This window comes from Flavobacterium alvei (genome assembly GCF_002920895.1).
GTDB classification, from domain to species: Bacteria; Bacteroidota; Bacteroidia; order Flavobacteriales; family Flavobacteriaceae; genus Flavobacterium; species Flavobacterium alvei.
Genome location: NZ_PQVG01000002.1, coordinates 425,289 through 440,691, shown reverse-complemented (window position 1 = coordinate 440,691; position 15,403 = coordinate 425,289). Strand labels below are relative to the sequence as shown.

General features: G+C 35.6%; 13 protein-coding genes. 4 read left to right on the top strand and 9 right to left on the bottom strand.

Translation table 11 applies throughout. The features are described from left to right. Positions 1-49 precede the first annotated feature (49 nt). Complete coding sequence (locus tag C3L50_RS04920) at positions 50-814, top strand: MBL fold metallo-hydrolase (protein WP_103805027.1); 765 nt, start codon at positions 50-52, stop codon at positions 812-814. A 10-nt stretch (positions 815-824) separates the two neighbouring features. After that, on the top strand, positions 825-1,325 hold the full coding sequence (locus C3L50_RS04915) for a hypothetical protein (RefSeq protein ID WP_103805026.1): 501 nt from the start codon (positions 825-827) through the stop codon (positions 1,323-1,325). 73 nt (positions 1,326-1,398) lie between these two features. Here C3L50_RS04915 and C3L50_RS04910 read toward each other — a convergent pair whose 3' ends face one another. From C3L50_RS04910 to C3L50_RS04895, 4 genes are all read right to left on the bottom strand, one after another. After that, on the bottom strand, positions 1,399-2,043 hold the full coding sequence (locus C3L50_RS04910) for an alpha/beta hydrolase (RefSeq protein ID WP_103805025.1): 645 nt from the start codon (positions 2,041-2,043) through the stop codon (positions 1,399-1,401). 3 nt (positions 2,044-2,046) lie between these two features. Further along, positions 2,047-2,376, bottom strand: coding sequence for a DUF4870 domain-containing protein (locus tag C3L50_RS04905; protein WP_103805024.1), 330 nt, complete (start codon positions 2,374-2,376; stop codon positions 2,047-2,049). A 52-nt stretch (positions 2,377-2,428) separates the two neighbouring features. Continuing rightward, positions 2,429-3,679, bottom strand: coding sequence for a dihydroorotase (locus tag C3L50_RS04900; RefSeq protein WP_103805023.1), 1,251 nt, complete (start codon positions 3,677-3,679; stop codon positions 2,429-2,431). 99 nt (positions 3,680-3,778) lie between these two features. Continuing rightward, positions 3,779-5,707, bottom strand: coding sequence for a vWA domain-containing protein (locus C3L50_RS04895; RefSeq protein ID WP_103805022.1), 1,929 nt, complete (start codon positions 5,705-5,707; stop codon positions 3,779-3,781). A gap of 140 nt (positions 5,708-5,847) precedes the next feature. On the opposite strand from C3L50_RS04895, the gene C3L50_RS04890 reads away from it, so the two are divergent. After that, on the top strand, positions 5,848-6,960 hold the full coding sequence (locus C3L50_RS04890) for a lactonase family protein (RefSeq protein WP_103805129.1): 1,113 nt from the start codon (positions 5,848-5,850) through the stop codon (positions 6,958-6,960). 67 nt (positions 6,961-7,027) lie between these two features. Here C3L50_RS04890 and C3L50_RS04885 read toward each other — a convergent pair whose 3' ends face one another. From C3L50_RS04885 to C3L50_RS04870, 4 genes are all read right to left on the bottom strand, one after another. Continuing rightward, the gene (locus C3L50_RS04885) at positions 7,028-8,377 is read right to left on the bottom strand and encodes a DEAD/DEAH box helicase (RefSeq protein WP_103805021.1); all 1,350 of its coding nucleotides are present in this window, start codon (positions 8,375-8,377) and stop codon (positions 7,028-7,030) included. A 134-nt stretch (positions 8,378-8,511) separates the two neighbouring features. Then, on the bottom strand, positions 8,512-11,277 hold the full coding sequence (locus C3L50_RS04880; protein ID WP_103805020.1) for a T9SS type A sorting domain-containing protein: 2,766 nt from the start codon (positions 11,275-11,277) through the stop codon (positions 8,512-8,514). Between the two features lie 250 nt (positions 11,278-11,527). Then, a complete protein-coding gene (locus C3L50_RS04875) occupies positions 11,528-12,289 on the bottom strand; it encodes an SDR family NAD(P)-dependent oxidoreductase (RefSeq protein WP_103805019.1) in 762 nt (253 codons plus the stop codon). Between the two features lie 3 nt (positions 12,290-12,292). Beyond that, positions 12,293-13,378 (bottom strand): mandelate racemase/muconate lactonizing enzyme family protein, encoded by a 1,086-nt coding sequence (locus C3L50_RS04870; protein ID WP_103805018.1) that lies wholly within the window; start codon positions 13,376-13,378, stop codon positions 12,293-12,295. Positions 13,379-13,565: 187 nt separating this feature from the next. On the opposite strand from C3L50_RS04870, the gene C3L50_RS04865 reads away from it, so the two are divergent. Next, positions 13,566-14,420 carry an AraC family transcriptional regulator gene (locus C3L50_RS04865; RefSeq protein ID WP_103805017.1) on the top strand — a complete coding sequence of 285 codons (855 nt, stop codon included), beginning with the start codon at positions 13,566-13,568 and terminating at the stop codon, positions 14,418-14,420. 189 nt (positions 14,421-14,609) lie between these two features. On the opposite strand, the gene C3L50_RS04860 is transcribed toward C3L50_RS04865, so the two are convergent. Next, complete coding sequence (locus C3L50_RS04860; protein WP_133158848.1) at positions 14,610-15,392, bottom strand: hypothetical protein; 783 nt, start codon at positions 15,390-15,392, stop codon at positions 14,610-14,612. Positions 15,393-15,403 lie beyond the last annotated feature (11 nt).

The following is a 15,403-nucleotide window of genomic DNA, read 5'->3' as shown; positions in this document are numbered from 1 at the left end:
AAGAGATTTATTGCTATTTTTGTACAATTATTAACAAATGTTATATTAAATGAATGTTTATTTTTTAGGGACAGGTACTTCTCAAGGAATTCCAGTTATTGGTAGTAATCATTCAGTTTGTCAAAGTACAGATTTAAAAGATAAAAGACTTCGGGTTTCGGTTTGGATTCATTGGGAGAATCATTCCTATGTAATTGATTGTGGGCCAGATTTTAGACAACAAATGCTAGTTTCGAATTGTCAAAAACTGGATGGAATTCTTTATACTCACGAACATTCTGATCATACCGCAGGATTGGATGATATTCGCCCTTTTTTTTTCAAACAAGGAGACATCCCAATATATGGACATCAGCGTGTGCTTGCTAATTTGAAACTTCGATTTGATTATATTTTTCAAATCGAAAATAAATATCCGGGAGCACCCTCGGTTCACCCCATTGAAGTTGTAAATAATCATCCTTTTCAAATAGGAAATAAAAGGGCGATTCCAATAAATGTTATGCACGGAAAACTTCCCGTTTTTGGTTACCGAATTGACGATTTTGCCTATTTGACAGATGTAAAAACGATTGATGAAAGTGAAATTTCAAAACTTAAAAATTTGAAAGTTTTGGTTGTAAATGCTTTGAGAGAAGAGGTACATCATAGCCATTTTAATTTGAGTGAAGCCTTGGATTTTATAAATTTAATTCAACCCGAAAAGACTTATCTCACTCATATAAGCCATATTATGGGGTTTCACGAACAAGTACAACAAAAGCTGCCTAAAAACGTTTATTTAGCTTACGATAATTTAGAAATTACTATTTAATTACCTTGAAATGAAAAAATCATTATTACTGTACCTTTTTATTATTCTTCTATTGCTAAATGTTTTTACCTATATGTATTTCAGTAAAGAATTGGCTTTCGAAAAAAATAAAACGGCCAAAATGGAATCAAAATTAAAGAAGGATGTTGACATTGCAAATGCCAAACTGGTTGATGCCAATTATTTTTCGTTAGAAAAAAATGAAAATGCCCAAAACTATTTCAATCCCGATAATGCCACAAAAACGATTCAAGTTGAAAAACTGATTCCTGTTGTAACCGAAAAATTAATGGATTTTAATTCCAATCCCAAAGGGAATCCTTACATCGGTCAAGATCAAATTGGAGCCAATAAATTCATCATCAATAAGGTGAAAATATTGAACCACCGTTGGATTATTGCCGACTTCAGCGACGGAGAATATTGGGGCGAAGTGTTGATAAAATATTTTGTTAATGATGATGAAACGGTTTCTTTTGAGACGTTTCAGTCTTTATTGTATCAAAAATAAATATTTTTTTACCACAGATTCGCAGATTTCAATTTAAATCAGAAATAAAAAATCTGCGAATCTGTGGTAATTTTTATTTCTCAAGCCAATTCTTGAAATCATTAAACTCCTGTGGGGAAACGCCGTGACCAATTGGGTATTCTTTAGATGTAGTATTAATTCCTAAATTATCTAAAAATGGTTTCGCTTTTCGTGCCCATTCCACAGGAATTACTTGGTCAACCGTTCCGTGTGCAGCAAATATTTTAAGATTCGAAAAAGAATTTTTTAGATAATTTTCTTCCAGAATTTCGGCATTCAAATAACCACTTAAAGCGACTACTTTTTGCACTTTCTCAGGATGTGAAAGCGCCACGGCATAACTCAAAATTGCTCCTTGGCTAAAACCAATTAAGGTTACATTATTGGAATCAATAGAATAATTAGCTTCCAATTCATCAATAAATTGGGCAATTAAATCTCTAGAAGTTCTGGCTTGCTCGTTGTCGGAAAATTTGTTTTGGTTGGCATCAAAGTTGATGGCATACCAAGCGTAACTTCCGTATTGTATGTCGTAGGGAGCTCGTACCGAAACAATATAATATTCATTAGGAAGTTCTGTGGCGAAAGAAAATAAGTCTTGTTCGTTGCTGCCGTAACCGTGAATTAAGAGTAAAAGCGGATTTTTGTCCAACTTTATTTTGGGTTCTCTTACGAGATATTCTAAGGAAAAATTCATATATTATTCGATATTTTTAAATATTTTTTGAAATTGTTCTCCCAATAAAGGAATCAGTTTCATTTGACCTTGTAACGCTCCAAGAAAACCATAAACCCACAGTATAAAATAGAAAATATAAAAGGCGGAAGAAATCATCCAACTATCAAAATAGCCGATAAAGTAGCCGATTAAAAAAAACGAAATAAATATCCCCAATGCTTGACGAATATGAAAAGCAGCAAAACTATTTTTCTTATCTTGGTTCATAAAAATGGCTACAATCGCACCAATAACGGTTATGTAACTCACAATTGCAATGTTTTTTCCTTCTTCAATGTTGTTGTTTTCCATATTTTTTGATTTAAACCTCAAACTTTTTCCCAAAACTTTTGAGGTCTAGTAATTACAAAACTAATTTTCCTTGATTGTAAATTCCGTATGCTTTTCCTTTGATTTCTGTTCCAAGGAAAGCAGAGTTTTTAGATTTTGACAAAATATTTTCGTTAGTAAAAACGCTTTTTCCTTCTGGATTGAATAAACTGATGTTGGCTTTATTTCCTTCAGCAATGGTTTGTGATTCGATTCCAAATGTACTTTTCCCGGAAGTCAGTTTTTCGATTACTTTTTCTAAAGGCAATACGGTTAATAAAGTTCCAAAAGCACTTTCTAAGCCAATAGTTCCATTTTTGGCCAAATCAAATTCCATTTTTTTGTGTTCAATGTCAATTGGATTATGGTCGGTAGTAATTATGTCAATCGTATTGTCCAAAATTCCGGCAAGCAAGCCTTGTCTGTCGGTTTCTGTTCGCAATGGCGGCGAAACTTTGCATCGGGTATCAAAGTTTTCCAGTTTTTCATCGGTTAAAACCAAATGATGCACTGCAACGCTACAAGTAACTTGCAATCCTTTGGCTTTCGCTTCTTTGATTAACTGTACTGATTTAGCAGTTGAAATGGTCGGAATATGTAATTTTCCACCGGTATATTCCAATAGAAACAAGTTTCTGGCGATTTGCAATTCTTCGGCAAGATTTGGAATTCCTTTCAATCCCAATCGGGTAGAAACTACTCCTTCATTGGCAACTCCGTTCCCTTTGATGTTCGAATCTTGGGCGAAAGCAATAACCAAACCATCAAAATCCTGAACGTATTGCAAGGCAATTTTCAGTAAGTTGGCATTCTCCAAACTCTTGTTGTAATCTCCAAAAGCAACAGCACCTGCATTTTTCATATCAAATAATTCCGCCATATCTTTTCCTTCGCTTCCTTTGGTCAGGGCGCCAATCGGAAAAAGTGCTGTAGCAAAACCATTGGCTTTGCTTTTCACAAAATTAATTTGCGATTGATTATCAATAATCGGGTAGGAGTTGGGTTGCAAAGCAATGGCTGTAAAACCACTTTTTGCAGCTACATTCAAACCGTTGGCAATAGTTTCACGGTCTTCAAAACCAGGTTCTCCAAGCGAAACGCTAGAATCAAACCAACCTTGGGAAATATGTAAATTGTCTAGTTTTACCTCTTCGGCATTATCTGAATTAGGAAGTGAAGTTCCAATTTTTTGGATGATGCCATCAACAATTAAAATATCGACAGTCTGATTGTGAAAAGGACTTTCAGAATCAATTATTTTCGCTTCTCGGAGGATTGTGTTCATAATAATTATTGAATTATTTGTATATTTTTTAGACCGCAGATTTTTAATTTCTTACAATTAGAATAATTTGCGAATTTGCGGTAAAATTATATATGAATTTTACTTAACGAATCGTATAATTGCCATTTCCGTCAGCAGAAAAAGCAATGCAAATATAACAAACCATTTCCAAATTTGATTGTCTGTTCGGTCGGTTTGTATGCTATTGAAAACGGTATTTACCGAATCAATAGTTTTATAGTCAGAAAGAGCACTTTCGTTCACTTTATCTAAATCACTTTCGGCTCTGTCGTAGTTGAAACTAATATTCTTTATGTTTTCTGTCTTGTTGAAAACTCCAAAATTCCCCGCTTGTTGTGGCAAATCATTGAACATCATTTTTACTTTTCCGTTCAAAATTTGTTGTACAGGAATAAAAGTTTCTGTATCGTTTTTGATTTTCAGAATTTCTTCTTTGGATAAATTGGCATCTACATAAAAGGGATTGTTATCGCTAATATTAAGTGCATTCACGCCATTGTTTCCATTGCTGATTCCCATTTTGTAAAAGGTAGGAACAATTAAAGGCGATTGTTGAAAATTAGAATTTTCCAAATTGATTGGAGCCGTAAAAAGATAAACTGCAGAAATCGGATTATTAATTGAAGTTAAAAAAGCCGTTTGGTCTTCATAATACAAAACAGCTGGATTTGTACTTGCTATTCCAAAGGAAGTTTTGGTTTTTGGATATTGAAAATTATTGATTTTTTTCTCGAAAACACCGCTAAACAAAGGATGATTGAAGTTGATTTTGGTAATCTGTTTTTCTTTGTTTTCTAAAGATTTGAATTGGAGGTTTCCAAAGATTTTCAAAAACGGATTGATATTCGCTGTGGAAGTTTTCGCCGATGGAATAAAAATCAAATTTCCACTTTTTTCTACAAATGATTTCAAAGTGGTTTGTAGGGCCTGCGGTATTTCATCCAATTCATTCAATACGATAGCGTCTTGTTTTTCGACGGCATTATAATCTAAAGAAGCGATGTCAAAATTATTAAAATTGAATTCGTCATTGGTGTAAATTCGAGACAAAAAGTTCGATTTTTCAGTCGCTCCAATGCTGATGATATTGTTCTTTTTAGGCTTTGAAATACTGAAATAAAAGTTGTTATCGTATTCTAATCCATTGTCGGTAATAGAAGCATAACCGTGGAAATCCTTTTTTGGAATCGTGAAATAAATAGTTTTTTTATTGGTTTCAAATTTCGTTTGCGTTTTTGCAATCAGCTTGTTTTGATTGTATAAAGCCACAGGAATGTCTTTGTTCTTTTCTCCAAAAGCGGATAAATTCAAGCCAATTTCATAAAAATTATCCAAATTTTGATGAATAAAAACACTGTCAATAGCCGCATTATTTTTTTGTTCCGCTTCGGGAATAATGAAATAGGTATTGAAATCGCTGTTGATGCTTTTCAATTGTTTCGCTTCTAGACCAACAGCATCGGTAATCACAATAATATCTTTGTTGAAAGCCGATTTTCGGGATTTTATTTTCGCCATTGCACTTTCCAATTGAAAAGGCAAGGCGCTGTATTTCAGGTTTTGTAATTCGGTTCGAATGGATTTGATGTCGGTATTCCAAAACGTTTCGGAATTGGTAATTAAGGAAAAAGTCTGGTTTTCGGGCGTGTTTTCTAGTAATTCCTGAACGGCTCTTTTTAGCAATTCTCCTTTTTGACCTTTGGCTTGCATCGAAAAGGAATTATCCAGAACGATATACATTTCGTTGGCACTGTTTATACTGTTTTTGGCTTTGAAAAAAGGTTGCGCAAAAGCAATAATAATACAAGTCAACAACAATAAACGTGTTGCTAAAAGCAACCATTTCTTAATTTTGGAACTCTTTCGGGTTTGAATGGAAAGTTCCTTTAGAAAACGAACATTGGTGAAATATTCCTTTTTGAAACGTCGCAATTGAAACAAATGAACCAGAATTGGTATAACCAATAAAAAGAGGAAATAGAGGATTTCTGGATGTTTGAATTGCATTTTTCAAAGATAGTATTTTGATTTTATTTTTAAATAAAAATTAGACCGCAGATTCGCAGAGTTAAAATAATTTTAATTGTAATAATTTGCAAATTTGTGGTAAAAAAATGTTTTATCTTAGCCCAATAGATTTGATAATTATGAAAAACATTTATGCTGCTATTCTTAGTTTTTTAACTTTTGCAACAATGCAATCACAAGAAACCAAACTCAATTTAATTGTTGGGACTTATACTAAAACTTGTGAAAGCAAAGGAATTTACGTTTACGAATTCGATTCTAAAACTGGGGATTTCAGTCTTAAAAACAACACCGAAAACATTTTAAATCCCAGTTATTTATCGGTTTCCAATGACAATAAATTCGTCTATTCGGTAAGTGAAAACGATAAAAAAAGTTCGGTTAGCGCTTTTGGATTTAATTCAAAAAGTGGAAAATTAGATTTTATTAATTATCAAAATCCAAACGGATTGAATCCTTGTTACATCATTAACGATGATAAAAACGTGATTACGGCCAATTATTCAAGCGGTAGTATTTCGGTCTTGGGTAAAAAAAATGACGGCAGTATTGGCGAAGTGAAGCAAGTGGTGCAACACGTTGGGAAAAGTATTAATGGCAGTCGACAAGAAGCACCTCACGCCCATATGGTGTGTTTTTCGCCAGATAAAAAGTATGTTTTGGCCAATGATTTAGGAACCGATAAAGTGTATTTGTATCAATATAATCCCAATGTCGCGAACGAAGTTTTGGTTTTAAAAAATGCTGTTCCTGTAAAACCCGGAAGTGGACCAAGACATTTGATATTGAGCAAAGATGGCAAGTTTGTCTATTTGTTGCAAGAAATGGATGGAACGTTAACTTCATTCAGTTATGCTGACGGAACATTGAAAAAAGTGAGTGAAACCACCGTTGTTGCATCAGACTTTAAAGGAGATATTGGTGCTGCCGACATTCATATTTCGCCTGACGGGAAATTTTTGTACGCTACCAATCGAGGAACTGCCAATGATATTTCGGTTTTCAAGATTTTGAAAAATGGAAAATTAGAATTCGTGCAAAGAACCAGCACTTTGGGAAAAGGGCCTCGAAATTTTACGATTGATCCAACAGGAAATTTCCTTTTAGTGGGACATCAATATACCAATGACATTGTAATTTTTAAAAGAGATTCAAAAACTGGAGTGATTACAGATACAGGTAAAAAGATAGCATTGTGTTCGCCAGTTTGTTTGGTTTTCACCAAAATTTAATTTTAACCGCAAATTCGCAAATTTAATACATTCTTAGCTGGTTTAATTTGCGAATTTGCGGTAAAATTTATTTATTTTTTTTCTTTTTAGCGGCCTGATTTTTCAACATATTTCTGTTCACAGAACCGTGTGTTTTCTTTTTGGTTACACCAGGACCACCCAAGTTGACTTTCTTATTCTTTTTGCTTTTTTCGTGAAAAGCGCCATCGCCTTCTAATTTTACTTTTTTCATCATAAACTTCATCGGCTGGCGGTCTTTTTCAGGTTCGATTAGTTTTGTTGAAATTTCTACAGTTTCAGGGAAATCCTCGAAAGGTAATTCCATATCCATCAAAAGTTCAATAGCAAATTTGGCTTCTTCTTCACGTGGAGCGATAAAACTGATGGCTGTTCCTGTAGCATCGGCACGACCAGTACGACCAATACGGTGCATATACAATTCAGGAAGTTCTGGCATTTCGAAGTTGATAACGTGCGTAATATTCGAAATATCCAAACCTCTCGCCATAATGTCGGTAGTGATTAATCCGCGAAGGTTGCCTTTTTGAAACTCTGCCATCGTGCTCAAACGATAATTCTGAGATTTATTAGAGTGAATCACTCCAAATTGCCCTTCAAAATCTTCTTCAATTCGAGTATGAACCATATCCGAGATCTTCTTGTTGTTCACAAAAACCAAGACACGACTCATATCTTCATTCGTTTGTACTAAATGTTTCAATAAATTGATTTTGGTATTGAAGTTAGGAACTTGATAGGTAATTTGTGTAATGTTTTCCAAAGGTGTTCCTGATGCTGAAAGCGTAACTTCTTCTGGATAATCGAAATAATCGTTCAAAACTGTATCCACTTCATCCGTCATTGTGGCCGAAAATAAAATGTTTTGACGTTTTTTAGGCATCATTGCTAAAATTGCGGTTAATTGAGTACGGAAACCTAAATTCAACATTTCGTCGAACTCATCGATAACCAATTTTTGCATATCCTCAAAACGGATTACATTGTCCAAGGTCAAATCCATTACACGTCCAGGGGTTCCTACTAGTACATCACATCCCTGATAAACCGTTGTTTTCTGTGTATTGATGTTCACACCACCAAAAATGCCGATGGTGCGAACAGACATATATTTGGTTAATTTTTCTACTTCCTCAACAACTTGAACTACAAGCTCACGCGTTGGAACTAGAATTACTATTTTAGGAGTATGACCTGGGGTGAATTTATATAATTTTAATAAAGGCAATAAATAGGCAAACGTTTTACCAGTTCCAGTTTGTGCAATTCCCATCATATCACGTCCTGACATTATCACAGAAAAAGTTTTTTCCTGAATGGGAGTAGGAGTAGTGAATCCTAAATCATCGATTGCTTTTTGTACGGATTTTGGAAGATTGAATTGTTCGAAAGTGGTCATAAAACGTAAATTTTGTGCAAATGTACGTTATTTATGCCAAAGGTGGCAAAGCTTGTTTTTTAGGAATGTGGTTTGGATAAAAAAAGACTGCCTTTATCTGGCAGTCTCATTGTTAATTTAAAATGGATAACGATTTATTGTACTATAATTTTTTGTGTGTGCAATACTTTTTTAGTTGTTGCGTCAGCCACTTTTATGATAAAAACTCCTTTGGCTTGCAAGTTGATATTTTCTTGCGTATTGCTGTTAAGTGTTCCTTTTTTAATTTCTTTTCCTAAAATGTCATAAATTGTAAATTCAGCTTTCGCAACATCATTTGTCATCAATACTGAAAATGAACCGTTATTAGGCACTGGCCAAACGCTAATTCCTGTGTTAGATAAAGTATTTTCTGCTGTTGATAATAAGCTGTATCCGCTAACAATATTTACTTTACGTGTCATTGTTCCACCCGTATTATCAGTTACTGTGAATTCAAAAGAACCTAGACCATTAGCATTTGGAGTAAATTCAACAACATCAGCAACTAAAGCGGTTGTTCCGTTCACTGCATTAGCAACAGAGTAATTCACTCCACTTGTAAATCCTCTGGAAAGTTTTTGGATATTCACGCTTACTTTAGCACCCGTTGGCGATTCATAATGTGGCAACGCCATCCATTGTAAGTATTCGTCTAAATTCGTGTAACCGTCTAAATTTGCATCGGCATTGGAATCAGAGAAATCTCCAGTTCCTGAATTTACATTGGTTCCTTTGATAGTTTCCCACCAGTTTGGCAATCCGTCATTATCATTGTCCCAGTTAGCAACTCTGTTGACAACAGGATAGTTTTCATATCCTCCTACATCCGATTCGTTGTCTGGAAATCCTTTTTTACCAGTTACACTTCCTACGGCTGAATAGGTTCCGCCTAAAGTTTCAGTAATCATTCTTTGATCGTGATCGTCAAATTCTGGTTGTGTACAACCTACATCTGAAAGTACAATTTTATAAGCATTTCCTGCTGATTGTGTAGTTACATAAGAAGGGAAAAAGGGTGTGGTTACAAATGTTTCATAGCTAATTGTAATGCCATTTGATACTCTGGATCTTCTCCCTGCTTCTTGATTTGATTCATCAAAATAGCCAGGCATAACATTGCCGTTGAAATACGCTCTTTGCATTCCTGCAAAGTTGTCTTCGTGATCCATATTCAATGCATATTGTTTTAATTCAGTACCTGGACCTGGTTTGTAATAATTACCAACAAAATTGAGTTCTTTAGTTCCTCCATCGGTAGTTCTAGAACCCCAATTGTAAACGACGTTATTGGTGATGTCCATTCTCCCAGCAAAGAAATTATTAGCATCTAATCCGCCACCTAAACTCCAATTCCGTCCGTAACAATGTGCTAATAGATTGTGGTGAAAACTTCCAATATCACCTCCAATGGTTGCAGCATAACCGTGCTCGGTTCCTGCAGGATAATTTTGGTGTCCAGCAGCATTTAAAGCTTCAGAAATCAAGGTTCTTTGCAAGGTTAAGTTTTTTCCTGAACGTGAACTAAAAGCTTCGTCAATAGTCCAACTGATAGAGCAATGGTCGATAATGCTATGATTAGCACCTGTTAATCCCATTCCGTCAAAAGTGGTACCGCCGCCCAAGCGTACTCTTACATTTTGAACAATAGCATCATTCCCTGTAATTCCAAAAGGAGCGGTGCGAATACAAACTCCTTTTCCTGGTGCAGTTTGTCCTGCAATCGTTACATAAGGTTGACTCAAAACCAATCGAGAATTCAGTTGAATAATTCCTGAGGTGTTAAAAATAATGGTTCTTGGACCAATATCATTAGTAACCGCTTCACGCAAACTACCTGGGCCACTATCATTCAAATTGGTTACTGCGATTACTTTTCCGCCTCTTCCTCCACGGGCAAAACGTCCATAACCTTCTGCGCCAGGAAACGCCAATTGGGCTGGACGAAAACGCCAGATATTACCTTTTTCTATTGAATTATCAGCTAAAACTTCATCCACTCTCCAATAGTATGTTGATCCAGTGTAAAGTCCGTTTAATAGAAATGAGGCATTGGCTTTTGGTTGGTTTCCTTTGTATTCTGGAGAAGCAGTAGTCGCTGCTGTTACTGCGGCTACATCAGTTCCGAAATAAATATTGTGCGATACAGAGTTAATTGCGGGAGTCCAACCTAATTGTGTACTTCCTGAATTTAATTCAACGTGTTCGTCGTTGTGAGCCGGAATTGGGTTAGTGGCTTGATTAAAAATGTTTGGCGTATTTAGTTCAATTCCGTTTAACATTACATTTTTTATTACGGTTGCGGCACCCGAAGTTTCTGCTGCAAATAAAACCACGACATCAGTTCCTGCTGTTGCTTGAAAAGTTAAATAAACTGATTTTGCATCAGCAGTTTTTACTGCCTTTACGCTTGGAATTACATTATCTAGAACTAAGTTACCATTCACAGAAATATCAATGGGGCTATAGGTAAATGTTTCGCTATCTGTTACATTTAAAAAAGCAAGCAAAGTATGCGTGCCAGTGGCTAAACCACTAATTCGAAGTTCTATTTGACCGCCTTCATTTGCTGTTGTGCCTTTTACAGTAAGGCCATCGCATACTAATTTGGCGTAGTAAGGAGATTGAATACCTGCCTTATACCAGTTTGTTCCCAATGCATCGCCTTTAAGTCCTTGTCTAGTGACTTTAAATGTGACTCCATTTGTTGTAAAACTACTTGGAGATGTTGAAACAACCCAGGGAGTATATTCAGGTTCTGTTACTTGGGCAGTTGGCTGATTTATATGGTCAAAATCAATTTTTACTATTGGATTCTGAGCGAAAATAGATGATGTTGCTATTAGGGTTAAAATTGAAAACAATAAGGATTTGGAGGACATTTAATTATAATTTGGATTAATATTTACGAAGAAATTTTCTATAGATTAGAAAAAATCAAGATTGTAAATTTGATTAAATGCTGTAACAAAACTATCCTGTACTGTCCTGATTATACAGGGTGTATTTGATTAAAAAACACGGGCGTATTGTATTAAATAATTATTTAATAAGCTGTTGTAAACTTTTTATCAGCATCGCCGTGGAAAATTAGAACATGACATTTTTTCTGGAGATTTGTAGCTTATCCAATCAAAAATTAACCGTTGCGCCACCATCTACAGGCAAAACAACTCCAGTTACATATCGACCGGCTTGCGAGCTAAGATAAACCGCTGCATTGCCAATATCTTCGGGTTTCCCAAAGTCGGGCAAGGCGATTCGATTGGTGATTTTTTGTTTGCGTTCCTGGTCTTGGTTGATGGCATTCAAAAACATATCCGAATTAATCCAACCCGGAGCAATGCAATTGATTCTCACATTGTCACGAGAGTATTCGGTAACCAAGTTGTTCATCAAGCCAATCAATGCAGTTTTGGAAGTTCCATAAGCCGAAACTCTATCAATACCAAACAATCCCGCCATCGAACTGATAAGAATAATCGAACCGCTTTTTCTTTCCAACATCCCTTTGGCCACTTCACGAGTCAATGCAAAAACACTCAATAAATTGGTTTGAATGATTTTCAAAAATTCTTCATCGGTGGTTTCTTGTGCCCATTTTTTCAAATGGATTCCGGCATTGTTCACCAAGATGTTAATCGACCCAAATTCAGATTCGATGTCTGTTACCAATGCTGGAATAGTATCAAGAAGGCTCAAATCGGCCACAACATAATAGGCATTTTCGCCCAATGCTTCACAGGCATTTTTCAAGACGTCTTCTCGGCGTCCCGTGATGATTACTTTGGCTTTGGCATTGATGAATTCTTTGGCAATGCCCAAACCAATTCCAGTTCCGCCACCCGTAATGAGTGCTGTTTTTCCTTCGAGTGAAAAAGCTTCTTGTCCCATAAATTATATTTTTTTCAAATATTCGTCAATAAAATTAAATCCCCAGCCCGGTTGTTGGTGTGGATAAGCAAAACCATCTTTTACCAACATCGGATTATCGATATAATCATCAATCCAATCAAAAGATTCCGCGCCAACGCCATTGGGAATGGTACACAACAACGGCACATCATAATCTTTGTAATAATGTGGCAAAACTGGAATGTGAAATCCAGCCGCAATGGCTGCGCTTTCTCTCCAAGCTTCGACACCGCCAATTCTCAAAATATCGGGTTGCCAAATGTCAATTGCCTTGCGTTTGATTAATTCGATAAGCGGTTGGGTGTTAAATTCCCGTTCGCCCATAGCCAAAGAAATTCCCGTTTGGTTTTTCAAGGTTTGATAACCGTCAAAGTTTTCGTGATGCAAAGGTTCTTCAAACCAATAAATGTTCAAGTCGTTTGCGGCTTTCGCCAATTGGATGGTTTCGGGCAATTTCATTCCTTGATTCGCATCAATCATGATGTTGACGTTGTCCCCAACGGCTGCTCTCACTTTTTTCAAGCGCTCCACATCGGTTTTCCAATTCGGAGAACCTACTTTTATTTTTACGGCTTTGAAACCACGGTCCACATAATTCGTTACTTCTTCAATCAATTCATCGATGGAATAAGAAATCCATCCACCGGAACCGTATAAGGAAACTTTTTCTTTGTGCGTTCCCCATAATTTCCAAAGCGGTTGTTGTAAAGCTTTGCCCCAAGCGTCCCACATCGCAATGTTGATGGCACCTTGAACCCAACGCAACAATCCATTTTGACCAAAATATTCGTGCAAATGGTTCAGTTTGTCAAACACCAATCCCGTTTCGTTTACCGAATGTCCAATCACGGCATCCTTGCAATCTTTCAATGCGCCTTTGATGGCTTCGGGCGAATATTGGAAAGATAATAAATAAGATTCTCCCACAATTCCGTTGCGGAGTTTTAAACGCAACACCACAAACGAAATTTCGCTGAGTGTGTGCGTGGCATCGGATATGGGTTTCTTTAAAACACTGACTAATTTGAATAGTTCGATTTCCTGTATTTGTAATTCTGTATTGTTCATATAATGAGGTTTTTTATTCTATTCTGTTTCGCAAATAATTCTAGGTAAAATTAAGAGTATTCCAAGTTATGATTATTAACTCAATTATCTAAATCGTGCATTATTTTAGCATTAAAAAGTATTATTGTCTCTTTATGATGTGTAAAAAAGTCTATTTTTGTTTTCGTCAATAATTAAATAGTTTCCGATGAAAGCAGAATACAGAAATGTAATGAATAATAACGAACATTCGTTGCGAGTTTCGTTTTTTCAGGACAATGAATTTCCGGCTTCTTGGCATTTTCATCCGCAATACGAACTGACTTATATTGTCGGCAGCAGTGGAATGCGCTATGTGGGCGACAGCATCCATAATTTCGGCAAAGGCGATTTTGTTTTGGTTGGAACGAATTTGCCCCATTCTTGGAAAACTGTTGGAGTGCAAACTTCAAAAGTGGAAGCCGTCATTATCCAATGGAACGAAGATTTGCTCGGCAAGGATTGGATGCAAAAACCGGAATTTTACGCCATCAAAAAAATGCTCGAATTGTCTGCCAGAGGCATCAAATTTCCTGTCAATGCTGCCGTCAAAATAGAAGAAAGGCTTATGGATTTGGTCGATTTGCCGCCTTTCGAAAAACTAATGCGTTTTGTGGAATTGTTGAACGAATTGTCCAGTAAAAAAGAATTCACGCTTTTGTCGTCGTCGAGTTTCAAAACCAATATCACTACCGAAGACAGCGATAGAATAAGCATTATCCAGGCGTATGTAAAAAACAATGTCCAGTCCAAAATTCAACTTTCGGAAGTTGCCTCTTTGGTTGGACTTACCGAAGTGTCGTTTTGCCGCTATTTCAAAAAAGTGCACAACAAGACATTTGTTACTTTCTTGAATGAATTTCGGATTGCCTTGGCTTGCCAATTATTAATCGAAAAAGACCATACCGTTTCGGAAATTGGCTATCAATGCGGGTTCAACAGCATCAGTTTGTTTCACCGATTGTTCATTCGTTTCATCAAATTGACGCCTTTGGAATATAGAAATAGTTATAAATCTATTTAAAACAAATTATCAACGGCAATTGTCCATTAGTCTATTGCCCAAATTTGCTCCGCAAAGTCTCCGACTTTGAGGATGTGTTCGTCAGTCTGTGACTGACATAAAAGAAAAAATCTAGAATAAAGTCGGTTGAAAACCGAAAGTCACTGCCTCAAAGTCGGAGACTTTGCGGAGCGGGTTATGGCAGTGAAATTAATAACCGCTAAATTGGGTTTCAATTCTTATTGAACCATTTTCTTTATCAACTTTCTCGACTTTTCCAACCATTATAGGAAATCCACCTTCAATGTTGTTAGTATATTCCTTTTTCATTAACAAAAAGTCATCTTTCAATAAAACTAAATGATTGGCGATAATGTCTGCAGAATTCTTGTCTGTTATTTTTTTTGATTTGACATCTATTCGTATACTTGTAATAACACTTTCAGTCATTTTAATTGAGTAATCGATGCGAGAAGATAAATTAGAGTTCATAGTAGAACCATATTTAAATAAAATCTTTTCCAATTCAGATTTTAAATTTTCTAAAATCCCTAACAAGTTATTATAACCAGTGGGATGAAAATCTTTTGTACCGCTATAATTAGCCATAACATTTTTAAAATTATAAGAAGTGAAAATTTTACTTGCAATTTCTGGTGTTAAATTTTCAAAATTAACTGGCTGCACGTAATTTGGGCCATAATTAAAAACTTTGTCAACATTTTTATCAATATTTTCTTTAATTGGCAAAGTCCAATTTAAACAAGTTTTGAATTTATGGTAAAAAAGAGAAATTTGTGTTTGATACATTAAGGCTGCTTCAACATCTTTTTCATTTTTGATAACATTTTTATTTGAGTTATTAGGTTTATTTTTATTAGTGAAATCAGACCAAGCGTCATTAGTTATGAACCCACCGAGAGTAGTGAGAATTAGTCCGAAAATTAGTAAAGTAAAGCCAATAATCATACGTCTGTTTTTTAGGATTAGCATATTTTTCTCTT

What these genes read in the sequence shown, in the direction of transcription:
- C3L50_RS04910 (WP_103805025.1), bottom strand. Translation starts at nt 2,043, where the DNA reads ATGAATTTTTCCTTAGAATATCTCGTAAGAGAACCCAAAATAAAGTTG.
- C3L50_RS04890 (WP_103805129.1), top strand. Translation starts at nt 5,848, where the DNA reads ATGAAAAACATTTATGCTGCTATTCTTAGTTTTTTAACTTTTGCAACA.
- C3L50_RS04860 (WP_133158848.1), bottom strand. Translation starts at nt 15,392, where the DNA reads ATGCTAATCCTAAAAAACAGACGTATGATTATTGGCTTTACTTTACTA.
- C3L50_RS04905 (WP_103805024.1), bottom strand. Translation starts at nt 2,376, where the DNA reads ATGGAAAACAACAACATTGAAGAAGGAAAAAACATTGCAATTGTGAGT.
- C3L50_RS04885 (WP_103805021.1), bottom strand. Translation starts at nt 8,377, where the DNA reads ATGACCACTTTCGAACAATTCAATCTTCCAAAATCCGTACAAAAAGCA.
- C3L50_RS04865 (WP_103805017.1), top strand. Translation starts at nt 13,566, where the DNA reads ATGAAAGCAGAATACAGAAATGTAATGAATAATAACGAACATTCGTTG.
- C3L50_RS04900 (WP_103805023.1), bottom strand. Translation starts at nt 3,679, where the DNA reads ATGAACACAATCCTCCGAGAAGCGAAAATAATTGATTCTGAAAGTCCT.
- C3L50_RS04915 (WP_103805026.1), top strand. Translation starts at nt 825, where the DNA reads ATGAAAAAATCATTATTACTGTACCTTTTTATTATTCTTCTATTGCTA.
- C3L50_RS04875 (WP_103805019.1), bottom strand. Translation starts at nt 12,289, where the DNA reads ATGGGACAAGAAGCTTTTTCACTCGAAGGAAAAACAGCACTCATTACG.
- C3L50_RS04895 (WP_103805022.1), bottom strand. Translation starts at nt 5,707, where the DNA reads ATGCAATTCAAACATCCAGAAATCCTCTATTTCCTCTTTTTATTGGTT.
- C3L50_RS04920 (WP_103805027.1), top strand. Translation starts at nt 50, where the DNA reads ATGAATGTTTATTTTTTAGGGACAGGTACTTCTCAAGGAATTCCAGTT.
- C3L50_RS04870 (WP_103805018.1), bottom strand. Translation starts at nt 13,378, where the DNA reads ATGAACAATACAGAATTACAAATACAGGAAATCGAACTATTCAAATTA.
- C3L50_RS04880 (WP_103805020.1), bottom strand. Translation starts at nt 11,277, where the DNA reads ATGTCCTCCAAATCCTTATTGTTTTCAATTTTAACCCTAATAGCAACA.